The 26,502-nt window shown below is 42.2% G+C and carries 33 protein-coding genes; 15 read left to right on the forward strand and 18 right to left on the reverse strand.

Annotated elements, in window-relative coordinates; all coding sequences use genetic code 11:
- Positions 1 to 101: 101 nt before the first annotated feature.
- On the reverse strand, positions 102 to 431 hold the full coding sequence (locus CDC33_RS24875) for an STAS domain-containing protein (RefSeq protein ID WP_109011184.1): 330 nt from the start codon (positions 429 to 431) through the stop codon (positions 102 to 104).
- 459 nt (positions 432 to 890) lie between these two features.
- On the opposite strand from CDC33_RS24875, the gene CDC33_RS24880 reads away from it, so the two are divergent.
- Positions 891 to 1,094, forward strand: a complete 204-nt coding sequence (locus CDC33_RS24880) for a hypothetical protein (protein WP_100899826.1) — start codon at positions 891 to 893, stop codon at positions 1,092 to 1,094.
- A gap of 338 nt (positions 1,095 to 1,432) precedes the next feature.
- Here CDC33_RS24880 and CDC33_RS24890 read toward each other — a convergent pair whose 3' ends face one another.
- Entirely contained in the window at positions 1,433 to 1,777 is a 345-nt protein-coding gene (locus CDC33_RS24890) for a hypothetical protein (protein ID WP_181374237.1), read from the reverse strand.
- A 298-nt stretch (positions 1,778 to 2,075) separates the two neighbouring features.
- On the opposite strand from CDC33_RS24890, the gene clpS reads away from it, so the two are divergent.
- The 3 genes from clpS (at position 2,076) to CDC33_RS24905 (ending at position 4,040) form a co-directional block, all read left to right on the forward strand.
- On the forward strand, positions 2,076 to 2,357 hold the full coding sequence (gene clpS / locus CDC33_RS24895) for an ATP-dependent Clp protease adapter ClpS (RefSeq protein WP_104907504.1): 282 nt from the start codon (positions 2,076 to 2,078) through the stop codon (positions 2,355 to 2,357).
- A 72-nt stretch (positions 2,358 to 2,429) separates the two neighbouring features.
- Positions 2,430 to 3,254: a CPBP family intramembrane glutamic endopeptidase gene (locus CDC33_RS24900; RefSeq protein ID WP_109011186.1), complete on the forward strand. Its 825-nt coding sequence runs from the start codon at positions 2,430 to 2,432 to the stop codon at positions 3,252 to 3,254.
- Between the two features lie 135 nt (positions 3,255 to 3,389).
- Positions 3,390 to 4,040 carry a hypothetical protein gene (locus CDC33_RS24905; RefSeq protein WP_109011187.1) on the forward strand — a complete coding sequence of 217 codons (651 nt, stop codon included), beginning with the start codon at positions 3,390 to 3,392 and terminating at the stop codon, positions 4,038 to 4,040.
- Here CDC33_RS24905 and CDC33_RS24910 read toward each other — a convergent pair.
- Together CDC33_RS24910 and CDC33_RS24915 are read right to left on the reverse strand one after the other, a co-directional pair.
- Positions 4,037 to 4,318, reverse strand: a complete 282-nt coding sequence (locus CDC33_RS24910) for a type II toxin-antitoxin system VapC family toxin (protein WP_244919341.1) — start codon at positions 4,316 to 4,318, stop codon at positions 4,037 to 4,039. The genes CDC33_RS24905 and CDC33_RS24910 overlap by 4 nt on opposite strands.
- A complete protein-coding gene (locus CDC33_RS24915) occupies positions 4,318 to 4,653 on the reverse strand; it encodes a hypothetical protein (protein WP_244919342.1) in 336 nt (111 codons plus the stop codon). The genes CDC33_RS24910 and CDC33_RS24915 overlap by 1 nt, the downstream gene beginning before the upstream one ends.
- A gap of 85 nt (positions 4,654 to 4,738) precedes the next feature.
- Here CDC33_RS24915 and CDC33_RS24920 point away from each other — a divergent pair, with 85 nt between their 5' ends.
- Positions 4,739 to 5,314 carry a Uma2 family endonuclease gene (locus tag CDC33_RS24920; protein WP_109011188.1) on the forward strand — a complete coding sequence of 192 codons (576 nt, stop codon included), beginning with the start codon at positions 4,739 to 4,741 and terminating at the stop codon, positions 5,312 to 5,314.
- A gap of 10 nt (positions 5,315 to 5,324) precedes the next feature.
- On the opposite strand, the gene CDC33_RS24925 is transcribed toward CDC33_RS24920, so the two are convergent.
- From CDC33_RS24925 to CDC33_RS24940, 4 genes are all read right to left on the reverse strand, one after another.
- On the reverse strand, positions 5,325 to 5,567 hold the full coding sequence (locus CDC33_RS24925) for a hypothetical protein (protein WP_109011189.1): 243 nt from the start codon (positions 5,565 to 5,567) through the stop codon (positions 5,325 to 5,327).
- Between the two features lie 57 nt (positions 5,568 to 5,624).
- Positions 5,625 to 6,263 (reverse strand): pentapeptide repeat-containing protein, encoded by a 639-nt coding sequence (locus CDC33_RS24930; RefSeq protein ID WP_109011190.1) that lies wholly within the window; start codon positions 6,261 to 6,263, stop codon positions 5,625 to 5,627.
- Positions 6,260 to 7,657, reverse strand: coding sequence for a DICT sensory domain-containing protein (locus CDC33_RS24935; protein WP_109011191.1), 1,398 nt, complete (start codon positions 7,655 to 7,657; stop codon positions 6,260 to 6,262). Before CDC33_RS24935 ends, CDC33_RS24930 begins: the two co-directional genes overlap by 4 nt.
- A gap of 102 nt (positions 7,658 to 7,759) precedes the next feature.
- Entirely contained in the window at positions 7,760 to 9,349 is a 1,590-nt protein-coding gene (locus tag CDC33_RS24940) for a photosystem II high light acclimation radical SAM protein (RefSeq protein WP_109011192.1), read from the reverse strand.
- Between the two features lie 589 nt (positions 9,350 to 9,938).
- Here CDC33_RS24940 and CDC33_RS24945 point away from each other — a divergent pair.
- The 4 genes from CDC33_RS24945 (at position 9,939) to CDC33_RS24960 (ending at position 12,534) form a co-directional block, all read left to right on the forward strand.
- A complete protein-coding gene (locus CDC33_RS24945) occupies positions 9,939 to 10,334 on the forward strand; it encodes a DUF1830 domain-containing protein (RefSeq protein WP_109011193.1) in 396 nt (131 codons plus the stop codon).
- Positions 10,335 to 10,529: 195 nt separating this feature from the next.
- A complete protein-coding gene (locus CDC33_RS24950) occupies positions 10,530 to 10,991 on the forward strand; it encodes a DUF4079 domain-containing protein (protein WP_109011194.1) in 462 nt (153 codons plus the stop codon).
- A gap of 98 nt (positions 10,992 to 11,089) precedes the next feature.
- Positions 11,090 to 11,656, forward strand: a complete 567-nt coding sequence (locus tag CDC33_RS24955) for a hypothetical protein (protein ID WP_109011195.1) — start codon at positions 11,090 to 11,092, stop codon at positions 11,654 to 11,656.
- Positions 11,657 to 11,760: 104 nt separating this feature from the next.
- Positions 11,761 to 12,534, forward strand: coding sequence for an ABC transporter ATP-binding protein (locus CDC33_RS24960; protein ID WP_244919431.1), 774 nt, complete (start codon positions 11,761 to 11,763; stop codon positions 12,532 to 12,534).
- Between the two features lie 123 nt (positions 12,535 to 12,657).
- Here the strand turns inward: CDC33_RS24960 and CDC33_RS24965 are convergent, their stop codons facing one another.
- The gene (locus CDC33_RS24965; protein ID WP_109011197.1) at positions 12,658 to 13,425 is read right to left on the reverse strand and encodes a response regulator transcription factor; all 768 of its coding nucleotides are present in this window, start codon (positions 13,423 to 13,425) and stop codon (positions 12,658 to 12,660) included.
- Between the two features lie 586 nt (positions 13,426 to 14,011).
- On the opposite strand from CDC33_RS24965, the gene CDC33_RS24970 reads away from it, so the two are divergent.
- The gene (locus tag CDC33_RS24970; protein ID WP_109011198.1) at positions 14,012 to 14,260 is read left to right on the forward strand and encodes a DUF6761 family protein; all 249 of its coding nucleotides are present in this window, start codon (positions 14,012 to 14,014) and stop codon (positions 14,258 to 14,260) included.
- 351 nt (positions 14,261 to 14,611) lie between these two features.
- Here the strand turns inward: CDC33_RS24970 and grxD are convergent, their stop codons facing one another.
- The 5 genes from grxD to tnpA all read right to left on the reverse strand — a co-directional run bounded on the left by grxD (position 14,612) and on the right by tnpA (position 17,268).
- A complete protein-coding gene (grxD, locus tag CDC33_RS24975; RefSeq protein ID WP_109011199.1) occupies positions 14,612 to 14,935 on the reverse strand; it encodes a Grx4 family monothiol glutaredoxin in 324 nt (107 codons plus the stop codon).
- Positions 14,936 to 15,024: 89 nt separating this feature from the next.
- Positions 15,025 to 15,282 (reverse strand): BolA family protein, encoded by a 258-nt coding sequence (locus tag CDC33_RS24980; protein ID WP_100899811.1) that lies wholly within the window; start codon positions 15,280 to 15,282, stop codon positions 15,025 to 15,027.
- A 217-nt stretch (positions 15,283 to 15,499) separates the two neighbouring features.
- Entirely contained in the window at positions 15,500 to 16,105 is a 606-nt protein-coding gene (locus CDC33_RS24985; RefSeq protein ID WP_109011200.1) for a hypothetical protein, read from the reverse strand.
- Positions 16,106 to 16,257: 152 nt separating this feature from the next.
- Positions 16,258 to 16,404, reverse strand: coding sequence for a hypothetical protein (locus CDC33_RS39070; protein WP_181374125.1), 147 nt, complete (start codon positions 16,402 to 16,404; stop codon positions 16,258 to 16,260).
- 429 nt (positions 16,405 to 16,833) lie between these two features.
- Complete coding sequence (gene tnpA, locus CDC33_RS24990) at positions 16,834 to 17,268, reverse strand: IS200/IS605 family transposase (RefSeq protein WP_109007772.1); 435 nt, start codon at positions 17,266 to 17,268, stop codon at positions 16,834 to 16,836.
- Positions 17,269 to 17,647: 379 nt separating this feature from the next.
- Here tnpA and CDC33_RS24995 point away from each other — a divergent pair, with 379 nt between their 5' ends.
- Positions 17,648 to 18,757, forward strand: coding sequence for an RNA-guided endonuclease InsQ/TnpB family protein (locus tag CDC33_RS24995; protein WP_109007771.1), 1,110 nt, complete (start codon positions 17,648 to 17,650; stop codon positions 18,755 to 18,757).
- Between the two features lie 208 nt (positions 18,758 to 18,965).
- On the opposite strand, the gene CDC33_RS25000 is transcribed toward CDC33_RS24995, so the two are convergent.
- From CDC33_RS25000 to CDC33_RS25015, 4 genes are all read right to left on the reverse strand, one after another.
- A complete protein-coding gene (locus CDC33_RS25000; RefSeq protein ID WP_109011201.1) occupies positions 18,966 to 19,724 on the reverse strand; it encodes a lysophospholipid acyltransferase family protein in 759 nt (252 codons plus the stop codon).
- 112 nt (positions 19,725 to 19,836) lie between these two features.
- Positions 19,837 to 20,322: a tRNA adenosine(34) deaminase TadA gene (gene tadA / locus CDC33_RS25005; RefSeq protein WP_109011202.1), complete on the reverse strand. Its 486-nt coding sequence runs from the start codon at positions 20,320 to 20,322 to the stop codon at positions 19,837 to 19,839.
- A gap of 385 nt (positions 20,323 to 20,707) precedes the next feature.
- On the reverse strand, positions 20,708 to 21,022 hold the full coding sequence (grxC, locus tag CDC33_RS25010) for a glutaredoxin 3 (protein WP_109011203.1): 315 nt from the start codon (positions 21,020 to 21,022) through the stop codon (positions 20,708 to 20,710).
- A gap of 48 nt (positions 21,023 to 21,070) precedes the next feature.
- On the reverse strand, positions 21,071 to 21,643 hold the full coding sequence (locus CDC33_RS25015; protein WP_109011204.1) for a DUF981 family protein: 573 nt from the start codon (positions 21,641 to 21,643) through the stop codon (positions 21,071 to 21,073).
- 185 nt (positions 21,644 to 21,828) lie between these two features.
- Between CDC33_RS25015 and CDC33_RS25020 the strand changes: the two genes are divergently transcribed.
- From CDC33_RS25020 to CDC33_RS25035, 4 genes are all read left to right on the forward strand, one after another.
- Positions 21,829 to 22,869, forward strand: a complete 1,041-nt coding sequence (locus CDC33_RS25020; RefSeq protein ID WP_109011205.1) for a histone deacetylase family protein — start codon at positions 21,829 to 21,831, stop codon at positions 22,867 to 22,869.
- Between the two features lie 246 nt (positions 22,870 to 23,115).
- The gene (gene glpX / locus CDC33_RS25025; protein WP_109011206.1) at positions 23,116 to 24,153 is read left to right on the forward strand and encodes a class II fructose-bisphosphatase; all 1,038 of its coding nucleotides are present in this window, start codon (positions 23,116 to 23,118) and stop codon (positions 24,151 to 24,153) included.
- 241 nt (positions 24,154 to 24,394) lie between these two features.
- Positions 24,395 to 25,681, forward strand: coding sequence for a glutamyl-tRNA reductase (locus CDC33_RS25030; RefSeq protein ID WP_109011207.1), 1,287 nt, complete (start codon positions 24,395 to 24,397; stop codon positions 25,679 to 25,681).
- A 249-nt stretch (positions 25,682 to 25,930) separates the two neighbouring features.
- Positions 25,931 to 26,491 carry a DUF2087 domain-containing protein gene (locus CDC33_RS25035; RefSeq protein ID WP_109011208.1) on the forward strand — a complete coding sequence of 187 codons (561 nt, stop codon included), beginning with the start codon at positions 25,931 to 25,933 and terminating at the stop codon, positions 26,489 to 26,491.
- Positions 26,492 to 26,502: the final 11 nt, after the last annotated feature.

Genomic DNA, 26,502 nt, shown 5'->3' on the forward strand with positions numbered 1-26,502 from the left:
CATTGAATTAGGTCTTATAACCGAGTTTACCGTTGCAACTTATAACTCCTTTACATAAAGTCCACTTCATACACGAAACGTTGGTGTTTTTTTATATAAAGTTATATTGCAGCCAACTCAACTTCACCATCCAATATTTCAAAGACCCTATCGAGTTGCGTTAATTCAAAAATAATTCTAATTGACGGAGCAACAGCGCAAAGTCGAAAACTCCTCCCTAAACTAAGAGCCAGCTTGTGTATAGATAACAATGCCATCAACCCAGCGCTGTCTAACGATTCTACTGCTGCGAGGTCTACTACCAAGATGGAAATATCATTTTGTGCTAACGCTGTGGTCATATCTCGTTCAAATTCCAAGGCGTTTGTAGCATTCAAAAAGCCTTGGGGGCGAATCACTGCAATCTTCGGATAGTTAAGCACTGCCTGCATAGTTACATCCTATTGAGAATTATTAAAGCGTCAAGCTAAGAATTATTTGAACATAAACTCTATTTTGTTGCATCGCCCATATGTCTTACTTCTCTTTGCTGAATCTTTATTACTTTAGTATCTCTGTTTAAAGATTGTCATAATTTAAAGTTAAAATGTGCTTATATATACTTTTTTTTTATGCTAGTTCAAAAACAATCAACTATAGACAGGCACAGAAACGACAAATCATCAGTAAGTATGCTGAGAAAACTTGCTTAGTCTATAGCTAAAGCTAATTTAGCCAAGTCTTAACGGTAAGTTAAATTCCTCACTTTAGCGTTGCTGATGGCATCCGACATCCTCATAGCGAATTATTTCTTTAACTAATTAACATGTGATCTATATGACTGTTAGATCACTATTCCTGCTTAGATAAATCGGAAATAATTAGTATCATATAAACTTAGGTTATTATTTATGAGAACTAAGTACGCTATTCGTAAATTAGTAGAAAAAGCTCTTGACATCAAAAAATTAACTCCAGAGATTGAAAATGAAATCAACTCAGAATTAACGGAACTGGGTTACATTTCTGACGTTGATTATGAAGCTCTGGAATTATTAATGGCAGAGATGGATGCTGGTAGAATTCAGTTGGTTCCTAACTTGGGATATTCCTAATAGCTTAAGTATAGAGGTTTATTGACTATATCAATTGAATTTGATTATGGTTGAAGCAATCAAAATTTCAAGTAGGTAAAACAAGTTTTAGTAAGAGAATGTTTGAAAAATATTTCTAACATCAAAGCTTCAAAAACATATTCTCTACAAGGGAATGGGGAGTGGGGAGTGGGGAGTGGGGAGTGGGGGGATGAGGGAGCAGGGGGAGCAGGGGGAGCAGGGGAGACAAGGGGACTTAAATCAGAACTTGCAACAAGTGTTTCCCCTTGTCCCCAATTCTCAAGAGTCCCCAAGTCCTCTTCCCAATACCCCATTCCCAATGCCCAATGCCCAAATCCCTATTGGTATGCTTGCCAAAGTTGGTGAATAAACTGATTGAGTTGCTGCTTGGCGGCTGAGTCAGGTTCCGTTTTTGGTTCTTTTGCTAAAACTTGGCTTAAGAAGGTAATTACTTCTGTGTCTAATGCTGGCCGAAATAAATTGGCAGGCCAAAGCAGGTCAGATGCATCTCGCAAATCGGTAATTAGCGGCGATTCTTGAATGAAAGTAACCATTAATAAAGGACGCACCCAGCACAACTGGCGGGAAACTACGAATTGAATCACTTCTGCATACAGATTCCTGTCGCCATGTTCTAAAGACACAATTTGTCCTGGTTGAAGAAAATTTAGGCTAATGTCCATCATTATGCAGTTTGGGCAGCGACAACGATTGTTTTGTAACTTGTTTAATTTAAAAGTGAGAATGCGCTACTTTTAAAGGAACTTCTGTAACATTAGGGTAGCACTCTCACGGCAACCATGTCTTAAGACATCTGCCTCACAAGTGCCTACACAAAACTAATACAACCAATCCTTGGCAGCAAAGGGTTTCCCTAGCATAGTATCTCAACAGAAATACTATAGAATAGGTAAATAACTGTTAAGCGATCGCAAGACAGAAACTTTGTTGTAGTGAATTAACGAGAAAGAGCAGAGAGCCGTGTCAGTTGAAACTATTGAAAAGCCTTCCACAACCCGTAAGCTCGCGCCTCGGTATCGCGTTTTGCTCCATAACGACGACTACAACTCGATGGAGCATGTTGTACAGTCATTAATAGCCACTGTACCAAGCCTTACTCAACCCCAGGCTGTTAGTATCATGATGGAAGCCCATACTAACGGGCTAGCTTTAGTCATTACTTGCGCTCTGGAACACGCTGAGTTCTATTGCGAAACCTTGATAAGTCACGGTTTAAGTAGCACAATTGAACCTGATGAATAGTTATTGGTCATTGGTCATTGGTCATTGGTCATTAGTCAAAATATAGAGTGTTGGCTGGTGACTGATATTAGTATGAAAAAAAACCTTGTCCGTTTAGCTGAACGCCCTGCCCCTATTAGGCTGGGTGCTTTTATTTTGACTTTATTGTTGCTATGGTTGCCATTGGCTGCACCAATATACTTACTAGTGCATGATTCAAATTTAGAAAGTATATTGACATTGGTATTGTTATATGCAGTATTTATTTTTCTCCTGAGATTATGGGGTAAATATGTCTACCAGCAGCCCCAAATTCTGCGACGTTATGGCTTAGAATTCACGCGGCAAAACGGTGTGGATTTATTGCGTGGCTTGGCTCTGGGGATAATTAATATTCTGATACTTTTTGGGGTAGAAAGTTTGTTGGGTTGGTTGGTGTGGCAACAACCGAAAGTTTTTTTGCTGAAAGTTGTTTTAGAGGGTTTACTTGTTGGCTTAGGTGTTGGATTTGCTGAAGAATTGTTATTCCGAGGCTGGTTGCTAGATGAATTACAACGAGATTACAGTCTGCGTGTGGCACTGTGGACAGATGCAATTGCCTTTGCTACATTGCACTTTATTAAACCCTTGGAGGCAATTATTCATACACTGCCGCAATTTCCAGCTTTAGTACTGCTGGGGTTAACGCAAGTATGGGGAAAGCGTTGGCGGAGGGGACGCTTGGGTTTACCAATTGGTTTGCATGGTGGTTTAGTTTGGGGCTACTACATTATTAATGTGGGGAAATTAGTAAAATATTCTGGTCAAGTTCCTGATTGGGTAACTGGTGTAAATAATAATCCCCTGCAAGGAGTGATGGGGGTGTTGTTGATGAGTGTACTAGCTTTGTGGATACGAGGAAGGACTGTTAAGAATTAAAAATTTAAAAGTGAACTTTATTTTTGCCCAGCTACTTACTACTTAAATTGTAGTAGATAAGCTGTTCAACTTACAGCTTATTAAGTGTACCATCAACCAAGAGTTGAGCTAGTGTTTTCCATCGGAGTAAGAGAAATGGATTTACGAAAGTTCCATACAAACTTATTTGTTGACGATAGCAATGAATCTAGTGAATGGGAGTGGATCGCTGATTTAAGTGATGAAGCAGAGTTTCTGGAAAACTTGCGCTACTGGCAAATTGCTAGATATAAGTTTAACCAAACTTATCAAGAAAGGCAGAAGGCAGAGGGCAGAGGGCAGAAGGGATTTATCTCTTCTCCGAATGCCCGAACCTTCTGGGCGACCAAAGGGAGCCAAGGGTTTAAGACCCCCACCAAATTTTCAATTTGGTGGCTCCCGTTTAGGAGGGGTCAGAATCCCCTTCTAAACGGAACCTTCTGCCTTCTGCCTCCTGCCTTCTGCCTTCTTCAATTAGTCAGTCTTGATTCGGATTACCAAGTTAGTTTTCTAGACTTTCTGTGTATCACTGATAGTATTTTTAATATATACAGGTGGGCAACACCAGAAAGTTTTTATGAACTCACAGGGCTGGTATTGTGTTTATTGTCAATTCAAAAAAAGTATATATTACATAAGCAAAATCCTGATAGAGTTGCTTTAATATCAGAATTGCCACAAGATTTATTAGAAGATATTTTGAAGGCACATACAACTTTGCAAAAGCGCTTCAGTTCAACCAAGTTAAACCCAACAATTAACGCTTAATACTCATCAGTTATTTCGGCTATATGCCTAGTAAAAGGAACTTCAAGCAGTAAAGAATCAGTTGTGTCAACAGATGCAAGCAGACGTTCAAGTGTTAGTGGAGAAATACGCCCTTTCTCGCTCAAGTATACAATTTCGGCTAGCGTAATGGAGGAGAAAGCAACTTGATCTCCAGAAGATGCTATTTGGGCTATAGTATTTTGGGCAGTTGTTGATAATCGTGAATCGCCAAAAATATACCAAATGACTGCATGAGTGTCAGCTACAGCACGCAGCATCAAATATCCTCCCGTGGAAAGTTAGCCCATTCTTCACTACGGGCTATATCAATTTCCTCTGTGGAAGGTGCGTTTCCTAAATCAGCACAGAGTCCCCATAAGGATTGTCGGGGAAGGGTAGACACCTTATCTGTTAACTCGCGTTCTATCTCAGGAGCAATTTGCTGGATCAAACGTACTTTGTCTACAATTGAAAGCTGCTTTGCTAGTTTGATAATTTGTTGTAAACTCACTGTCTTTTCACCTGCTTTATCTGCAAAAATTCTAACAATAGCTAAGAATACTGCAAAATGGCGAAGCAGTGACCTTTGGATGGGAATAAAAACGATCGCCATAATTCACTTTGTGCGATCGCATCTGTCGTCAAAGGAACTACAACGGCAAATGCTAAACTACATTTATCAAGCTTGAGAAGTAATTATGACTGCCTTAATTCTCAACTTAAGTCCTACCATTGAGCTAACAGATGACCAGTTCTTCCAACTCTGCCAGAATAATCGTGACCTCCGCCTTGAGCGCACAGCAGAGGGAGAACTGATTATTATGCCGCCAACTGGCTGGGAAAGCGGAAATCGCAATTCAAAACTGACAGCCAGGGTAGAGTATTGGGCTGATGCTGATAGTACTGGACTAGCTTTTGATTCTTCAACAGGTTTTAAGCTTCCCAATGGTGCTAACAGATCGCCTGATGCATCTTGGGTAAGTCGGAAAAGATTAGCAGCCCTCAACCCAGATCCGGCGAAGTTTTTACCAATGGCTCCTGATTTTGCCGTAGAATTACGCTCTGCTAGCGATAGCTTGAAGACTGTGCAACAAAAAATGCAAGAGTACATTGATAATGGTGTACGTCTAGGTTGGCTGATTGACCCCCAAAACCAGCGAGTCGAAATTTACCGTCCAGGTAAAGATGTTGAGGTTTTACAATCCCCCACTAGTTTGTCAGGAGAAGATGTGCTACCTGGGTTTGTGCTGGATTTGGCACAGATTCTAAATTAAGCGATCGCACCTACGCCACATTTTTGACTGAGATAATTCCTTCACCACACCACTGAATCAATAGCCATCTGTCAGAATCTTTATCCAGTGCTGGCTTGAGACGGAAATTAAAAACCTCTTGCCCTACCTCTACTCCATATTGGGATACAAAATTTGCCTCTAGTTCTTTGAACTGTTCCCATTGCCGATTTGCGATCGCGGTCAACATCGGAATAATTGCAGTAATTGAGACTTGTGCGGCGACGAGTGTCATTCTAGGTAGTCCTCAAAAATACAAATAATCGGCATAGGTGGTTTTTTGGTGCAATTTTTACGCAAGTGTTTCTACTACTGTCCCCACTAAACACGCTTTATTTAAATTAACGCCGCTCAAATTTGCAGCTTCTAACTCTGCACAGAGTAAATTCGCTCCTGTCAAATTCGCCCCTGCCAAATTCGCCCCTCGCAAGTCAGCTTCTTCAAGATTTGCTTCACTCAATAAAGCCCCTTGCAAATCGGCGCGACTCAAGTCTGCACCTTTGAGATTTGCTCCAGTTAGGTTTGCACCACGCAAGTCAGCACCCCGCAAGTCAACGCCTTGCAAGTTCACATTCATCAAATTGGCACCACTCAAAAAAGCACCCACCAATGACACATCACTGAGTCTGGCTCCCATCAAGTTAGCGCCACGCAAATTGCTACCTCGCAAGTCAGCGCCCGTTAAATCTGCTTGCATCAGGTTTGCTCCCATCAAGTTCGCCCGCAAGTCAGTTTCTTGGAGGTTGGCCCCCATCAAATTTGCCCCCTCCAAATGCCCACCTTCGAGTTTGGAAGCGGCGAAATTAGTGCCAACAAGGGTAGCACCAGCAAGATTAATGCGGCTTAAATCCAGTCGAGAGAGTTCCTCGTCTTCTAAATTTGCCCCTGGAAGTTGTTTGAGTTTTCCTAATTTAATGGCTTCAATATTCATGTAAAGTAACTACCAATCTCCTCACTGATCTTGCTGTGGCTATCCCATTGGGAATCAAGTATCCAGATACCGGCGCTGACTTTGGGTGTCATGATGGGTAAGTCGAGTCCTTGTTGTAAACCCATAACTAATAAAGTTAGGGTATCTACAAGTTTAGGGTCAAAGCGGTTAGATTGTTGCTGTTTGCACTCATCTAAAGCTTGAGTAAATATCTGTTCCCGGCTTTGATTTGACGATTTTCGCTGATTGACTCGCCATTGAAAGTCTGCCAATAATGCCAAAATTCTTGACTCTAAGGGAATTTCATCTCCAGCTAAACCTGCTGGTTCCCCTGTGCCGTCCCACCACTCGGTTTGATGAGTAATAATTTGGGCAACTGCTCGCAGTCTTGGCATGGTTCGCAAAACTTGCGCTCCCGGTACTAAGGGACAAGTTAAGGGACTACTGGGAGCATCTTCTTGGTAGCGTGTAGTTATACCGTCACTGAGTACGCTTTCTGCTTTCTGTAACGGATCTATGCGATGTAACAAAGCCGCTAGCCGTAACCTCTTAATCTGCCATGCGGGAAGATCCAAAAGCTGGCCGATCGCTTCAGCAAGTCCTACCACTTCCGCAGCTGCCATTGGATTGTTGACATCTGCCATATCCATCAGTTGCGCCATTCGCAAAAAGGCTTGGATTTCGTTAGAAACCAAGTTGCGATCTAGGGTTTGTTTCTGAAGGGCTGTAGGGATGGATAAATTATCTTGCCCAGTCTGGAGGTAATCTACTACACGGGAGACAACTGCACCTAAATTTTGGGATCTGTCCATTGACGGTACAATTTGTTGTTTATCGGCTGTGAGTTTATCCGCCAGTTCTGGGTTGTATTTTCTGATGTGAGCGATCGCTATTTCTGCTGTCTCTTGCACTAACTCTGGCTCAAATGTCCACAAGCCATAGAATTTACGCTCTAAGTCTGATGTCGGTACTCCAGTACTGCCATAATCAGTCTCTGATAATTCTTGACAAATTACCATTGCTGTGTATTTAGGAGATAAAATAATTAAGTGCCACTCCTGAGCTACTGGATCGCCTGAATCTAACGCCACTAAGTCTACATTGGGTAAAAGGCTTGTGGGATGTTCAGCAAAGCCAGATTCGGCAGCAGCCATGATGGTAATTTCGCGGCTACATTGGGCGATATCTGCATATCGCCCAGCTTCTTGTAGATACCATTTACCTTGTTGGAAGGCTGAGATTACTAAGGGTGTACCGTCGTCGGTTAAGATATGGTCTTCAAGAGCATGACACAGGGCAACTAAGGTATTTTTGTAGTAAACACCGAATCGAATTGGCCTGGTGCTGTGGCGATGGGCTGTTTCTAGCTTTTGTAGAATTGAACCTTCTAACATGGGATTGGGTAGAAAATAACCGCAGAGGGGGAGTGATTAGGATAGGGCGCAGGCGAGAGCCAAGGAGATGAAATTCGCTCTTGTCTGATTCTAGGAATTTTATCAAACAGCTGCTAACTGTTTATCTTTTGTCTCTATTGGTGCAGAAAGTGCTGCTTCTAAATCGGCACAACCTAGTTTTTCTTCTAAGATTTTCATGACTTCGCGTCCGAAATCGTTAGGGTTTTGTTGCCAAGCTTGCAAACACACTTCTCCAAAGAATGAACCAAGAGGTTCGGGATTCCAGAGGAGTTTTTTGGCTGTCCACGGCATCAAGCTCATTGGATCATACCCTGGTTTGAGGATGCCTTCTTTGAATGCGTATTCTTCTAAATGGGTATGGGGTTGCAATCCAATAAAGAAAATGGCAGGTTCGACTTTATCAGCACCAAAAATCCGTTCTAGTTCGCGGTGGTAGGCGATGGTTTGGCGGATGGTTTCGGGACGTTCGTCAATGACGTTAAAAGAGTAGTTGACAGAAACCAAATCATTAAAACCAGCTGCTTTTAAATCGCGGCAGTTTTGCAACACGGTTCGCAGGTTATACCCCATCCGCATTTTCCGCACGAGTTCTTGAGAACCACTGGTAATGCCGATTTCAAAGTAGTTCATCCCGGTTTTCGCCATCAAGTCGCACAACTGGGGTGTCAAATTGTCGGCTCTGATATATGCTGCCCAGTGGATGTCTGTCATACCAGAATCGACGATTTTTTGCAAGAGTTCTATGGCATCGTCGATAAATTTTCTGGCTGGGATGAATTGGGCATCGGTAAACCAAAAGTTGCGAATGCCGCGATCGTATAATTGGCGCATCTCAGCCACTACTTCATCTGCTGGGTTGATGCGTACTTGTTTCCCTTCGACAACAGTGTAGACGCAATAGCAACAGTTATGAGGACAACCACGCTTGGTTTGTACACCTATATAAAAATCTTGCTCTTGCAGGTAAAAGTTAAATTCCGGCCAGATGCTTTCGATATAGTCGTAGTTACAAGCTGTTTTTTCTAGGGGAGTGGGTTGTTCGTGAATTAGCCTTTCCCGTGGTTGAGCTTCTCCCGCAATGTAACAGCGTTCATCTCGAAAATCTTTGCCACCTAAAAGTTTTTCTAGGAGGGTTTCCCCTTCACCCACAGAAATAATTGTCCCTTGGGGTAAGCTTTTACCCAACTGTTCGTAAAAGACACTGACTGCACCACCACCTACAACTACACGGGCATTAGAATTATATTTTTGGGCACGTTTTAAACCGCGTTTGATTAAGCCCTGATTGCGCCACAACTCTACATAGTAAGCGATGAAAATTCGTAAACCGCCCAATCCCCCACGTAGTTTCAATAGAGGATTCTTCGCGTAGTAAAATTCAAAGGCGTTTTGTAGGGGGTTCCCACCGCGTCCACCAACTGGGGCATAAATTTGAATATCCCGCCACGAAAATACTAGTAGTGTCGGTTTAAATTCATCGATACAGCGATCCAGAGCAGAACTGTAGTCTAAAGGTGGCACTGTTCCTAAATCAAAAATTCGCTGTTCGATATCAGGAAACTGTTTGTGGACATGATCGCTCAGGTAGACAACCCCAATGGGAAAGATAGGGTTACAAGGAAGGCGAACGTAAAGAATTCGATTTTCCATCATGGGTATTTTGACTTCCATCTTGCCAATCTTTGGGGAAAGCGAGATAAATTCCAGTTTTAAAGGGTGTTTTTGTTTTAGCTGCTTTTAATCTCTTATAATCTTGCTTGACATTGAAGCAATTTATTGATATGTAGCGTGAAACTTTTGTTCACAGATGTAGGAATCAATAAAATTGCTTTCATACCAAACGCATGGCATCAAGAGAGGCTTTATGAAGACATTTTTCATATAGCTTTACGATAACATTGAGTTTATTCATTAAGCGATGATCCCAGGCTTTTAATCTTGGGATAGATGAAACACAAAAATACACCCCTGAACTAGGCTCAAGCCAAGGGGATCTTCGCCATACTTACCCTAAAATTATCTGCCCTAAAGAAGTTAAAGTTTTTTTGTCAGAAATTAAAAATTAAAAGATGTTCACATAGTGTAAAATTGCAGAAAAAGCAGAAATTTTTCTAAAAATTTTATAACCTACAATATATCTTTAGGTAGAAATAATCTATAAAAGTTCAGTTGGTAGTCGGAGCTACAGCAACTGGGGATCAGGCAATGCTAGGCTTGGCTAGTGTAATGTAAAATTGTGGCGTAAAGCTCCTCAGCAGTTATGGCTCAAATATTAGATCCTCTACCACCTGAGCAATCGGGAAAAATTCTCTGCTGCTACATTAATGCCACGAGCAAAATACAGGTAGCTCGCATCTCCAATATTCCCAACTGGTACTTTGAAAGGGTTGTTTTTCCTGGACAACGTTTAGTGTTTGAAGCTCCGCGAAAAGCTCAATTGGAGATTCACACAGGGATGATGGCAAGTGCAATTTTATCCGATAAAATTCCGTGCGATCGCCTAATGCTCGACGAACCCGGCGTTTATGAGTTCGATACAGACTCATCAGATGAAAATGACCTTATTAATACCAGGTCTATAGTGCAGCAAATTAATACAAAAATCGGAGATAGTACAAAACCCTTACAATTCCTTGGTTTAGCATCGGTTGATTAAAAAAAAATTTACTAAATTTAAGGGTTGCTAATTCAGCAGCCTTTTTTGTTTATTATTTTCTATTGGGCATTGGGCATAGAAAAGAGGCAGAGGGGCAGGGTGCGGGGGCAGAGGGGAAAAATCTTCTCCCTTGCTCCCTGCTCCCTCATCTTCCCCTGCTTCCCCTGCTCCCCCATTTCATTTACAATCAATCTTATGAATCTGCCTTCATTTCTTTGGTTGTGGAAAATAGCCGCCTGGTCAATGGGGTTGTCCCTGCTGGCATATCTGATGTTAGCAGTCACCGGCGTTTGGATGTTTCGGGCGAGAACTTCGCAGCAATTCCCATTTATTACCCCATTTATGGGCGGAAATAAAGAGGTGCGATCGCTCCACTATACAATGGGCATCAGCATGGTAAGTTTAGTACTACTACTGCTAGCGATCGGCATTGTTGGCACTCTTGGTCATTTTGGCTCCTTGGGTCATTCATCACATTTAGTTGCTGGATTGATAGTAGTAGCATTAGTTTTACTATCTGCTTTGAGTGCGACGCAAATTAGTGCCAGACGACCTTGGGCTAGACCTTTACACGTCGGCGTAAATATTATTTTATTTATAGGATTTGCCTGGGTATCTTTTACTGGTTGGATTGTAGTACAAAAGTATTTACCTTAAAGGATAATTTGAAATTTCAAAGTGGTATAGCTTATGTGCGACAGGCGAGGTAGGACATAGACCTACCGTACAATGAAGAAAAGCATTGTAATTGAGCCGTGACAGCAAACTCAGCCAATATTTCAGCTTCTGTATTTCGTCTGTCTCCTTTGATTCGGATAACGCTGCTGAGTCTATACATAGCACTCACAGTTCCATTACCCTTCTTATCGCAGGTAACAGCTGCACCAGTACCCCCAAAATTCTTGTGGATAGGAATTAGCATCGGCTTCGTTGCCTTGTATGCTGTATTGACTGAACGAGTGACGGTAGATGACCAGGGAATTCAGGTTACTTACCCCGCCTGGGTACCTAGCTTTTTTCGTAAAGGCTGGTTTTTACCTTGGTCAGAGGTGAAAGAGTTAAAACCCCGCACCACTGGTCAAGGAGGAATAGTTTATTACTTTGTCAGCCAGGATGGGAAAGCTTATTTACTACCGATGCGTGTAGTTGGATTTGCCCGTTTCGTGCAAATTGTCCAAGCAAAGACAGGCATTGATACTACAGATGTTCGCCCTTTAGCGCAGCCGTGGATGTACTTGATTTTACTAGGATTGACACTGCTGTTATTATTGGTCGATGGCTGGGCGATCGCTACAGCTTTAACTACCAGACAATTAACTTAAAATTGGGCATGGGGCATTGGGCATGGCTCAAGAATCAATCAATAGTTCTTCTTCCCCTGCCTCCCCTGCCTCCCCATGTCCCTACTCCCCACTCCTCACTCTCCTTGAATACAGCAAAAGCCACACTCAGGCTAGAGCAAGTTAATCTGTTTACGAAGCTGAAAACCCAACTTCCAGGGAATCAGCAAGGATACCCCATATTGCAAGATATCTCCTTAGAGGTATTCCAAGGCGATCGCATTGCCATTGTAGGGTCAGTTGGCGCTGGAAAAACTTCGTTATTAAAACTCCTCAACCGCCTCATTGAACCCACCAGTGGCAGAATCTATCTAGAAAACCAAGAATATCGCCAAATACCCGTCATCCAGCTACGCCAGATGCTTGTACTTGTATTGCAAGAATCAAAGCTGTTGGGGATGACAGTTGGACAAGCCTTGGCTTATCCTTTAGTTTTGCGTGGTTTGTCCAAACAGACAATTGAGCAACGAGTCAGTCACTGGACAGAACAACTGCATATTCCTAGTGAATGGTTAGGGCGAACAGAGGTGCAACTTTCTGCGGGACAACGACAACTAGTAGCGATCGCTCGTGCCTTAGTCATCCAGCCTAAAATATTATTATTAGACGAGCCAACCTCTGCCCTTGATGCTGGTACTGCTTCTCATCTAATGCAAGTCTTAACCCAGTTAAGTCAAACTCATCAAACCACGATTTTGATGGTAAACCACCAACTGGAACTAACTCAGATGTTTTGCACTCGGTTATTACATCTACACCAAGGTCATTTATTGGCAAATCAAAAAGTCTCTGAAATAAACTGGGTTGAATTACGAGAAAGCTTAATTCAAGCAGAAGCTCAAGACGATTTTGGATTTTAAATTTCCATTAGTCAATCATCATTGGGTATTAAAAGTGCTGAGTTAGGAGTTAAGAGTTAATAATTATCCCTCATCTCCGTCATCCCCCACTCCCTACTCCCTATTCCCCACTCCCCACTCCCATCACACACTACTAAGCGTTGAACGTTGATTATTAAATCTCTCTCTAGCTAACTTTGTTGTTTGTGATTGTGAAATATTGCTATTCAAAATTTCCATGTTAAAACGGTATCCTACATTGCGGATCGTTTGAATCAAATTGGGTTGGCGAGGATCAAGTTCAACCTTTTTCCGCAGCGATAAAACATGAGTATCAATAGTACGAGGGTTATCGATAGCATCAGGCCAAGCACGGCGCAGTAATTCTGACCGACTCAGAGGCACTCCCCCAGCTTGTGCCAAAACGTACAGCAAACTGAATTCTTGGGGCGTTAAGTCGATAAACTCCCCTTGGAAACGGACACGGCGCTGAACTAAATCGATTTGCAAAGTGCCATAATCCAAGTAAGCTGGTGCAGTAGGTGTGCGCTTCCGGCGAATTAGTGCCTCTACCCGTGCTAAAAACTCTTGCATTCCAAAAGGTTTGCTCAGATAATCATCTGCGCCCGCCTTTAAACCTGCGACGATATCACCTTCACCATTACGGGCAGATAGCATTAAGATTAGAGGTTGCTGCTGACGATGCAACCAACGACAAAACTCAATGCCATCACCATCAGGCAGGTCTGCATCTAAAACTACCAGTGTTGGTTGATGGCTTAAAAATACTTCCCTTGCTTGATAAATGCTGGCAGCTTGATGCACACGGTATTCTAGTTGTTGCAAGTGCCAACCCAACAACGACCTCAGATGGGGATTCCCCTCAATGATTTCTATACAAACCGAACCCACAGTGGCAAGACCCCTTAGCGTCGATGACTTTCAAAGTAACAAGCTCATCTCTAAGGTTTTGTAGCCTTTGTTACTTCAATAGCTATTACCTTTACATTTCCTCATAACAAGAGTGGCAATATCTTTGAATTTATGCCTTGCCAAAGGCAATAAGAAATATTCTTAAATTTTTATTAAATTTCTCGAAATATTTGTTAAACTTATGGAAACTTCTTCTAGCTTAACATTCTGCTTTTAGATAGATATGATTTATCAGAAAACTATAGCCTAAGCAGCTAGCTATTAATACTACAATTTTGTAGCCTGAGAATAAAAGTGGATTTTATCTTGCAAAAGTTAGTTCTTACACCCACGAATGTATTACCAATACAATTGGGCTGAAGAGTTATGAAAATCATAAAAATAACTTAGCAGATAACTAGAATCGATGTTTTCTGGAATAGGATTAAAGTAGCTTGTAGCTGCTAGGAGGGTACTGCCCAGAGTAGATGTGTTGACTTTGAGTTAAGGCCAAAGTGAAATTACAGTTCACTTTTGAGCGTAAATCATTTACAATTCTCATTCCAAAGAGTTTAATACAGCAGTTATGCTCCAAGACACACAAACCATCCGCTATTACCAAAGACTTACCGACGCCTTCGTCGAGTTATGGAATCGCGGTTATCGCACGGATGACATGCGGATGTATTTGGATGGATATCTAGCCGCATTACGACATGGCAATATTCTTGAACCTATCCTGATTCATCGATTAGAAGAGGAAGCCAGCCGCTACTTGTACGATGGATCAAATTTTGCAGTGCCGCAACCACAGCCACAAGCCGATTACTACTAAGTACTATTCACCTAGTCATTGATAGTAACCGTCAATTACCGCAGATGATTATAGCATATTATCTGTATTGGTCAACTGGTGCGGTGGTGTGAGATTTTGGAGATATTGTATTGATAAAACGCATCCCCTCAGCCCTATATTGGTCTTGCCAATGCGACTGAGGGGATTGTTGACTAGCTTTGCAATCAATTCCAACACGACGACATAGTATTTATTTTCATAAACCCATTAAAAACCCTTGAAAGGGGAGATACTAATTCTCTGACCTTTCAAGGATATTAAAAATGGTAAATTGCTTTGATTACAAAATGCAAATCTAGCAACATACCTTCTGGTTTGCGTAAAGAAATATTACGAGGCTAAAGCTACCTCTACCTTTTGCTGCAATTCACCTTTTTGGTACATTTCAATCAAAATGTCAGAACCGCCAACGAATTCACCATTGATATACACTTGGGGAATTGTCGGCCAGTTAGAGTATTCCTTAATTCCTTGACGGATTTCAGAATCTGATAGAACGTCGATTGTCTCGAAGGGAACACCCAAGGTATTGAGAATCTGCACAACGTTGTTGGAGAAACCACATTGGGGCATTAACTTGTTTCCCTTCATGAAAACCATAATCTTGTTCTGTTGTAGCAAGTTATCAATTTTCTCTTTGAGTTCTGGCGTCATGGTATTTGTGTTTCCTATGTTACATTCAACAATGACGAGTGAGAAGTTAAAAATTTATAACTCCTAACTCCTAATTCCTAACTCTATGTTTACGAAGCTGGTGTTGCTTGCCAAGATTCAGGAGTATATGTTTTTACTGCTAAGGCATGAATTGCTTCGGTTGACATAGCTTGCCCCAAAGCACCATAAACTAGCTGGTGCTGTTGCACTAGTCCCTTACCTGCAAAGTGCGATGAAACTACTGTTACCTGATAGTGGTCACCGCCACCAGTCAAGTCTTGCACCTGAACCTGAGCGTCTGGCAGTTCCGCCTTGATCATTGCCTCAACCTGCTGCGGACTAATCATCGCTATTCCTGAAAAAACTTACTTTTCTATTATTAACAGATATGGAGCAATGGCTGTGCCAAGTTCAGGTTTTGGCAAGGCTGGAGATAAACGCAGCTCTGAGGTGGATTTTTGAGGACGCTGCCTCAAAGCTACGGTAGATAATCCTATCCTAGCACTGGGACGTTCTCAAACTGCTGCTCAGAAAGAGGTGGAAATGCGGGAGGAAGGGAAAAACTTATTTTTTTGGGGATGAGGAAGATGAAGCACCACCTTCTCTAGGATAGGGAGAATCAACAAAACCCAATTCAAATAACTGTTTATAGGCTTTCTTACCTAAATCGCGCGTCGGGTTTTGACTCGTAATTATTTGAATCAACAACGGTACAGCTAATTCTGGCTGATTTTGGGCGCGATGTACCAAGGCTAGCTGAAAGGTGGCTTCATCTCGCTTTTGACCTATTAGTACAGCTTTTTGACGGTGAGAATCAGAAACTCTATTGTCAATTCCCAAAAAGCTCTTGTATAACTCTTCATAAAGCTTAAATAGCTGATAATAAACCTGACGTGCTTCTTGCAGTTTCTTAGCGGCTAAGGGGTAGTTTTGAGCAGAAACAGCTTGGTCTGCCTCTTTCACGAGCCGATCGCCACCTTCAATGCTCAAAAGGCTGTTACTTTGGGTTATGGGGCGCAGGTTATTGGGATCGTTGGGGTCAATGGGTTGTGGGCTAGTAGTGCCTGGTAACTGTGATACCTGAGCATTCACAGGTGATAGCAGGCTGAGGACTGCTATGACTGATAAAAGAGTACGGCGCATCAAGGTAACAGCAACAGCAGTGTTCATGGGGTCAAGTAGTGCAACGACTATACAGAAAAGTTATGGAAACTTCGGGTATCTTAACTCTGTTTTGGTCTTGGACAAAGCAAAGCCACATCCTAAGTTTCTCTGATTTAGACTGAAAATCGGTTTAACAGAGTTCCCATTGCCCCTGTATACTAATCAACTAAAATCCTCGTTATGAGCGATCGCGTTAATTCCTCTGATTTTTTAATCATCGGTTTACCAACAAGCAGCTTGGGAATATTTTGACAACGCCGTGATGAAGAGTTGATTTGAGAAAAAGTTTTAGACTGCTTCACCATCCGTCCCGCTACCGACTTTCCTGTGCAATAATTATCTCAGGTTAAGTGGAATATTTGGCACGAGAATCTTTTCACGCTGCTTGAAGTATTTGCGATCGCTTCCAGGGGACGTGAAACGCCATCGCTTCAAACCATTTAAACATGGCGATGTCCACAGTCCATGCTTCCAAAAATTTTGTTTTTACCAGTCATGGTTACAAAATCATGGAAAATTTCAAGACTTTCATTTAACTATTTGACCAAATAGTAAGAATATCTATCATCAACTAATTCAGTTGCTTCGAGACAATTATTAGCTATTGGCTCAAAAAAATGCCAATTTGGCTAAATATCCCGTTAAAAGAGGGTACTTTATTGATCGCGCGTAAAACCCCATCCCCTTGTGGGTGGGGATGCAAGCGCGGTTAATTGAAGGGGTTCGATGCCCCTTCAATTAACACTCTCCCTTCGGGAAAGCAAGTCACCTCTCTGTTTCTGAGTTTCGATGTATCGCTTCACTGCTTCTTCTGAGACTCCACCAACAGATGAGTAAAACGTGCCATCACTCCACATTCCTGAACCCCAAAAGCGACGTTTTTTAAGGTCTTTGAATGTATTAAATATATGCACAGCAGAAATTGATTTCATAGTTTTGGCAATTTCTACTGGTGCAGTTGTGTGATCTGCCTGTACAAATACATGAACGTGGTCGGGCATTATTTCTAGCGCGTGAAGTATCCATCCATAGGTTTTACAGATTTCGCCAAGGATACGTTTTAACTCTATTTCTACTGCATCTTTAAGGACTTGATGACGGTACTTGGGGCAAAAGATAATGTGATATCCCAGGCAGTGTTTAGCGTGTGAACTTGATAAAATTTCCATATTTTGTGTATATCAACAAAACATATAAAAATTGTGATATAGTAATTTTACACAAAAATGCCCCTGCGATGTCGTAACCATCCAGGGGCTTGGTCAACCTAATATCAGTAGGTCAACATGAAAATTCTACAGCAAATAGCAGTAGGCGTTACCGAAGAGGCAAAGGGGCAGTTCTTGCAGGGAGCAGGGGGAGCAATCCCTGTCCCGAAGCCGTGAAGCGGAGCGGAACATGGGTATCAAGCCCCGCCCAAAAGCGGGCGTTCTCGATTGGTGGGAGTACAAGATCCGTTACTACCTCTCCCCTGCTAAGTGCTCCCCGCCCCCCTGCCTCTTTTGACGAAGCTGTGATTATTGCTTACTACAAGCCAGTAGAATCTACATGAAACGTACTGTTAGTATCCCAGTTGATTTACCATCGGATAAATTTTTACCTTTGATGAACCAGTGTGCAGAGATATTTAACGCACACGTTGACTGGGCTATTGCTAAGAGTAGTTACAACAAAAATAAGGCACACAAGGAACTGTATCACTTGTTAAGAGTTCAGTATCCGTGTGTGCCTTCTGCGCTATTGCAAACAATCAGAGATAACGCACTTGAAGCTATCAAAGCTACAAAATTCAAGAGCATTCCCAAGAAAAAACCAACATCGGGATTAAGGTACGATAAACGCACAATGACGCTAAGAGGAAAGCAATTAACCCTCTCGTGCATTGGGAAACGAGTCACTTTAATTCTTGATGTTCCTGAATATTTTCAAGAAGTGTTTGAAACTTGGGAATTTTGCGGTGCAACTGTTACCTGTACTAACAACACCAAGCAATTCTGGGTGAGATTGGTTTTTGAGACAGAAGACCCGCAACAGATAGAAGGACAAATTCAAGGAATTGACCGAGGCTTGTATCATCAAGCTGTTACCAATGATGGTCAATTTTTCAGTTCTTCTAAAATCAGGGAAGTACAAAGACGTTATTTACATAATCGTCGTAAACTCCAGCAAAAAGGCACTCGCAGTGCCAAACGTCGTTTAAAGGCGATGTCTGGACGCGAGAAGCGGTTCATGCGGGATACGAACCATTGTGTAAGTAAAAAGTTAGTCAACCAACCCTTAATTGCGGTTTTTGTACTAGAGGACTTGTCCAGTATTCGCACTCAGCGACGCGGCAAGAAAATGAATAAATGGTTGGGTAGTTGGGCGTTCTATCAGCAAGAGCAGTTCTTGGCTTACAAGGCAGAAGCGTTGGGAAAACGAGTAGTACACCAAGATCCTCGTTATACCTCCCAAAAATGCAATATTTGTAAGCACATCCGAAGAACAAATCGGCACAAGTCCAGATTTCATTGCAAAAATTGTGGACATCGGACACACGCGGATCTCAATGCTGCCAAGAATGTTCGGGACGACTATATTCTCTCCTCTACCCAGTTAGGGACACAGGAGCAGGCATCAGTCAATATGCCGTATGTTTCAGCCGATTCTGTCGGTTAGTTACAAGCCCCATCCCCTTGTGGGTGGGGCGGTTGACATATATACATCCTCGAAGGTTACAAAACAACCCTAAATCTTTTGTGGCTTACTCAGGATAAATATAGCAAGCAATTAGTGTCAAACCTTGGAAACGTCCAGTTTCTTAATCTTGCACGGTTGATACTCAATGGGTAAGAGCCAGTCTTAGGACTCTTGACGTTTGACTACATCAAGAATTAGGAATTTCTGCAAATGCACGATTAGTAATTTTTGTTTCTTGATGGCTTAACTGTTGCAGCGCCTTTGCTAAATCAACTGTGATGCTTTTGGCATCTTGTTTTATACAGCCATTCATATAATCCTTTACTCTGATTGGGGAGCCAATGTTAATACTCACCTCTGTACCCCAATTTGGATAAGGTTGGCTGTAATTAATGCCTATGGGTATAATTTTCACTCCCAGCCCCGAATGACTAGATTCAGCACTCAAAGCAAGACGAGCAATTCCAGCCTTCAACTGGTGAACTTGGCCATCACGAAAAATGTTACCTTCTGGAAAGATTACCAGGGTTTTTTGCTGCTGAAGTAGCTCAACTCCATGTCGCAGCGTGCGGATTGACGGATGCTTAGAATTTACAGGAAACCCCCCCAAACGTCGGACAAACCAGCCTTGCAAACCTTGGCATTCGTCGATAGTCACCATAAACCGCAGGTCTTGTTCTCTCCGACAATCAACGGTAGCGTAGGGTACGAGCAATGCATCCCAACGCGCCCGATGAGTAGGCGCGAAGATCACAGGCCCAGTTGTAGGGATATTTTTTTGTCCGGTTATACTAATTTGCCCAAAGAATAATGGTAATAGGCACTGACGCCCTAATAAATATGCCAGAGGACTTAACCAAGGAGAAACCCTTGAGGTAGTACCAGTCACCTGATGATTTGCTGGTGTCTGCTGGCAGGTATCGGATGAAGAGTAAAATTCCATCATGACGAATGCAGCTGATTGACGGGTAAAATTTAACGAAAAGTCTGATTAGTTACACCGTAGATTCTCTTGCGTGACTTGTCTGGTAGTAGATGGACAGTTTTACCTCTGTCCGTTAATTTACAGTACGCCGCCTAGTAGCAAACCAAGCCTGTAATTGTTCACGACAAGCTGACTCTAGAACGCCTCCAATTACCTGTAAGCGGTGATTAGAAGCAGCACTATCGGGTATGTTAATAACTGTACGAATTGCGCCAGTTTTTGTATCGTCTACTCCATATACGAGTAGTCCTAGACGCGCTTGGACGATCGCACCTGCACACATCGGGCAAGGTTCAAGAGTTACGTAGAGGGTGCATTCATTAAGATGCCAATTTTGTAAAGTTGTTGCAGCTCTTTTGAGAGCGAGAATTTCCGCATGAGCGGTAGGGTCTTTGTCGCGCTCTTTTCTATTTTCTCCTTGTGCTAGCAATTTGCCTGTTGAATCAATGATAACAGCACCTACAGGGACTTCACCTGCATCACCTGCTACTTTTGCTAATTCTAAGGCAGAACTCATCCATTGTTGATGTATAAGATATTCTGAGTATTTAGTTAACATATACTTATCAATATAAAAATTTTAATATGCTCGCCTTTGGACGGGCGAGACACTGATGCTATGAGAAAAAAGTATATAGTCCGCAGACTATAGTGCTTCTGGGTTGAGTTCAATACAGACCTAACCCCCAGATCCTTCCCTTGTAGGGAAGGGGAGTAAAATTCTAAAGCTTCTTTCCTAAAAGAAAACAACAGGTCAGGGTGTATTGTATACAAACCAGAAACGCTATAGAAATCTTGTCATTACCTACATTTGACAATCCGTGCTTCGTTGTTATCCCGCCTCAGAATTCTATTCCAAGGCGGGATGTGCGTCATTGCAATACCTTAACTGTTACAAAAATGTTACAAAAATTGGGGTAATGACAATGACTAAAAATCTGAAGCTAAATAGCGGCTTGGGCTAAAAGGGGATCGAGTTGATTTTGTGTGTCTAATTGATAAAGATCATCGCAGCCGCCAATGTGCTGGTTATTGATAAAAATTTGCGGTACAGTACGGCGTCCGTTAGCGCGTTCTGCCATTTTAGCTCTGGCTGCTTCGTCGCCGTCGATTTTATATTCGGTAAAATTTACACCTTTCCACCACAGCAGCATTTTGGCACGAATGCAGTAAGGGCAAGTTTGCCATGTATAAAGTTCGACGTTGGCTTTAACTCGCTCTGGATGGCGATTTAAAAGGGGATTAAGAAAGTCCAGCATATAGATATTAAGCAAGGTTTTAACTATGTCTCTAGCCTAGATCATTGCTTACCGCATCGGTGCTGGAACCCATTTTTGAAAACCCTCTAAATGGTTCCAGTAAGCCAAATATCCAGTCAATGCCCAAATTAGAGCGGCTACTATCAGCACTGCTGTGCCAATTCGTCGCCAGGTTCGATTGGTTTTCCAATAGAGGGTTGGCGCTGCAAAAATACCACCTAATCCAGTTAAAATAAAGCCGATTCCCGATAAAATCGGTTGCTTTGTCATATTCAAGTTGATGATGCGGATACCGACTACGATCGCAACTACACCAGCAAAGAAGCCGTAAATTGCTATTGTCAATAAATCCCAACCTTGAGCCAGGGCGATCGCAGCTGCTACAAACAATATTCCAAATAGGATACTCGTCTCACCGAAGGCAATATTGAAGCTACCCATGACTGGCCAGGTGAAGCTCATGTGTAAACCAGTTGTGAGTGCGATCGCACCTGTAATTCCAAAACCAGGAATCCACTGTCTTTGATTAGAACTATCTATACCACGATACACATAGTCAGCCAGTATAAATAACCCGGCTACCATATTGATTAACATGAGTGTTATGTAGTCAATAAACACAATTCACCTCTTGATGCTTTTCTGGGCTGATATGAATTATCCCAAGTTACACCGTTATATTTCTAAATATTTAAACCCATAGATAAACACAGATTAGCTTCAAAATAAAGCGTAGCAAAATTTAACTATTTTCCACTGGTATCCACCCCTTGGTAGACTAGAGCGGACGTTCCACTTCATAGTTAATGAAAGCCATAGTAAGTCCATACTTTGACGTTCGTGGGCCAGCAAAATTCCTCTGGAGAGGACACTTTATTGAACACCCTGATGTTGCACAAAGAGGTAATCAGATTCGTTTGGGGCTGGAAAAGGCGGAATGTGAGATAGTGTTTCCATCGCAGGCAAAACTTCACGAATCAATGCTGCGTGAATCAATCCTAGCGGTACAAGAACCTGCGTATGTTAACTATCTTGAGAGTGCTTGGGAACACTGGTCAAGAATGGAGAATGCCAGTACAGAGATTTTTCCCAACATTTCCCCAAACCGCCATCTGACTCAATTCAACGAAAGTCCTGTGGCTCTAGCAGGATGGTACATTGCTGACGGCGCAGCACCAATCGGAGAATACACATGGCGAAACGCTCTGGGAAGTGTATCTGCGGTTATTGAAGCAACTTCTTATCTGAAAGCAGGAGAGTTAGTTGTCTATGCCTTGTGTAGACCAAGTGGGCATCATGCTTGCCGGGATATGGCAATGGGTATGTGTTTTTTAAATAACGCTGCGATCGCTACACAAGAGCTTCGCACAAAGTTTTCGCGAATTGCAATTCTTGATATTGATATGCATCATGGTAACGGCACCCAGCAGATTTTTTATCAGCGCAGTGATGTTTTAACAATTTCGATTCACGGTAATCCCACCAACTTTTATCCTTTTTATACAGGCTTTGAAAACGAACGTGGCAGGGGTAATGGAGAAGAATGTAACTTGAACATTCCCCTACCTCCTGGAACTAATGAGGCTTCTTATCTACAAGCCTTAGAGAAAGCCCTAGCTGTAGTGTCGTCGTTCAAGGCAGAAGCTTTGGTCGTAGCAACTGGCTTTGACACATTTAAATCAGATCCGCTCGGTTGTTTTGCTCTTGAGTCCACCTCTTACAATCAAATTGGCAGAAAGATTAAGTCACTTGGTTTGCCAACTCTTTTTGTCCAAGAAGGTGGCTACTTCGTTGAAGCCCTAAGTGAAAACGTTCGACAATTAGTCACAGGTTTTAAAAGTGTTTAAAATGGTATATTTTTAACTAAGCATATTTATTTATATAACAATTTGTAGCAATTATTATAAATACTTATCCTTAGATTTGACAGGCTGAATATCTATAGAGATTATTGAGAATAGTGTCAATAATTTGGAAGTTGGCACTTCGTTAAAATTTGTAATCGAAATTTGGTAACCGCCCTTTGGTAGACTTAAAGACTGAAATAGCCAGATAAAGCGGCAGAAATTCAAGCAGTTGAGAGGGCAGACTCTGTGGAAAATACACTTGGGTTAGAGATTATTGAAGTAGTAGAGCAAGCCGCGATCGCATCCGCAAAGTGGATGGGTAAAGGCGAAAAAAACATCGCTGACCAAGTAGCTGTGGAAGCTATGCGGGAGCGGATGAATAAAATCTATATGCGGGGTCGCATTGTGATTGGGGAAGGCGAACGCGATGACGCGCCTATGTTATACATCGGGGAAGAAGTTGGTATCTGTACCCAACCAAATGCTGAAGCTCTCTGTAACCCTGATGAATTAATCGAAATTGATATTGCCGTTGACCCCTGTGAAGGTACGAACTTGGTAGCTTATGGACAACCTGGTTCGATGGCTGTCTTGGCAATTTCTGAAAAGGGTGGATTATTTGCTGCTCCTGACTTTTACATGAAGAAGCTAGCAGCACCTCCAGCAGCTAAGGGCAAGGTAGACATCAACAAGTCAGCAACAGAAAACCTCAAGATTCTCTCTGAGTGTCTAGAGCGCTCTATTGAAGAACTCGTGATCGTGGTCATGAAGCGCGAACGCCACAACGATTTAATTAAAGAAATCCGTGAGGCTGGAGCGAGAGTCGCCCTAATTTCAGACGGTGATGTGGGTGCAGCCATCAGCTGCGGTTTTGCTGGAACTAATATCCACGCTCTGATGGGTATCGGTGCGGCTCCTGAAGGTGTAATCTCGGCAGCAGCAATGCGTGCTTTGGGTGGACACTTCCAAGGTCAATTGATTTACGATCCCGCAGTAGTAAAAACAGGTCTGATTGGAGAAAGCAGAGAAGCCAATATTGATCGTTTAAAGTCTATGAATATCAATGACCCCGATAAGGTCTATGATGCTCATGAATTGGCATCTGGTGAAACTGTTCTGTTCGCTGCTTGCGGCATTACCAGTGGTAATCTGATGAATGGTGTACGTTTCTTCAGTGGTGGAGCAAGAACTCAAAGCTTGGTAATTTCCAACCAATCGAATACGGCTCGATTTGTTGATACAATTCACATGTTTGGTAAACCCAAGACTCTCCAATTGAACTAATTTTTAGGGAATGGGGAATGGTAAAAGTAGGGGCAAAGCATTTGGAAATAATATATTTCTATAAAATAGGAAATAATTACGAAAAGGCTTTACCCTTACATGTAGTTAGTAGTTAGTAGTTAGTGATTAATAGTTGTTTGTTGCTGGGGATAACTACCAACCAATAAACAAAAATTCCCCATTCCCTATTCTCACTCAATGCCCTATTATCAACTACCAACTAGTAACTACGATTTAGCAAATGAATATAGCAGTGGTGGGGTTAAGCCATAAAACAGCCCCAGTAGAAGTCCGGGAAAAACTGAGCATTCCAGAACCACAAATTGAAAGTGCGATCGCTCAACTGGCCAGCTATCCCCATATTGACGAAGTTGCAATTCTTAGCACTTGTAACCGCCTGGAAATTTACATTGTTACCAGTGAAGCAGACCAAGGTATCCGGGAAATAACGCAGTTTCTTGCGGAATACAGTAAATTACCCGTGCTTTCTCTGCGACAACATTTGTTTATGCTGCTACATGATGATGCAGTGATGCACGTTATGCGGGTAGCAGGTGGTTTAGATAGTCTGGTACTTGGAGAAGGTCAAATTCTGGCTCAGGTGAAAACTACTCACAAACTGGGACAGCAATATAACGGTATAAAAACCATTTTAAATCGATTATTTAAACAAGCTCTGACTGCTGGTAAGCGGGTTCGCACTGAAACTAGTATTGGTACTGGTGCTGTTTCTATTAGTTCGGCAGCTGTAGAGTTAGCGCAGATAAAAGTAGCAAATTTAGCAGCTTGTCGAGTGGTAATTCTAGGCGCTGGTAAAATGTCGCGGCTGCTGGTGCAACACCTAATTTCTAAGGGTGCTGTGCAAATTAGTATTGTAAATCGCTCTCGTGAACGTGCCCTAGAATTAACAAAGCAGTTCCCTCAGCAACCTATCGAAATTCATCCGCTATCAGAAATGATGGCTGTAATTGCTAATAGTGATTTGGTGTTTACAAGTACTTCAGCAACAGAGCCAATACTTGACCGTGCCAAATTGGAAATGGTTTTAGAAGTTCAGCGCTCTTTAATGTTATTTGATATTTCTGTGCCGCGTAATGTTCATGCGGATGTAAATGAATTAGAAAATGTGCAAGCATTTAATGTGGATGATTTGAAGGCAGTAGTGGCGCAAAACTACGAAAGCCGTCGGAAGATTGCACAGGAAGCAGAAAGACTTTTAGAGGAAGAAGTGGAAGCCTTTGATATTTGGTGGCGCAGTCTGGAAACTGTGACGACTATTAGCTGTCTGCGAAATAAAGTCGAAACCATCCGCGAACAAGAGTTAGAAAAAGCTTTGTCGAGATTGGGTTCGGAATTCGCTGAAAAACATCAAGAGGTGATTGAAGCATTAACGCGGGGAATTGTCAATAAAATTTTACATGACCCGATGGTGCAATTGCGATCGCAGCAAGATGTTGAAGCCAGAAGGCGCTGTATGCAAACTCTACAAATGCTGTTCAACCTGGATGCAGAGGAACAATTTAGTTAAACTTAACAACAAGTAAGATCCCCGACTTCTTAAATCAGTTATCAGTTATCAGTTATCAGTTATCAGGCGTATGGTGGGGGATTTAGACCCGCCACCAACGCATTCCACCTGGAGGTGGGGGACTTAAACCCAGGGATAAATAGATCACTGATAACTGTTTACTGTTCACTGTTCACTGTTAAAGTTGGGGAGATGAGCTTTCAATTAGATATACTTCTAATTAGATAGATGTCTAATTAAAAGTTAGTTATGCAACCAGAGCAATTTAACATCTTACTCCGCTTTTTCAAGGCATTAGCGGATGATAGCCGATTGAAGATTGTAGGTATCCTGGCGAATCAGGAGTGCAGCGTCGAAGAATTGGCGGCACTACTGCAACTCAAGGAACCTACGGTATCTCATCATTTAGCGAAACTTAAAGAGCTAAATTTAGTAACTGTGCGTCCTGAAGGTAATAGCCGTCTATATCAATTGGATAGTGAGGCTTTACAAAGCATCAGTAAGGAAATTTTTACACCTGAGAAGATAGCATCTTTGATTGAGGATGTGGATACTGAGGCTTGGGAAAGCAAAGTGTTGAAAAATTATTTCGAGGACGGATACCTTAAGGAAATCCCTGCTAGTCGCAAAAAGCGCTTAGTAATTCTCAAGTGGTTAGCAAACCAGTTTGATATAGGAGTCAACTACCCTGAACGCATGGTAAATGACATTCTTAAACGCTACCATCCCGACTACGCCACCCTGCGACGGGAGTTCATTGCTTGCCAGTTAATGCAGCGAGAGAATGGGGTTTATTGGCGTACAACATAGAATTGAAAACC

Source organism: Nostoc commune NIES-4072, assembly GCF_003113895.1.
Lineage (GTDB): Bacteria > Cyanobacteriota > Cyanobacteriia > Cyanobacteriales > Nostocaceae > Nostoc > Nostoc commune.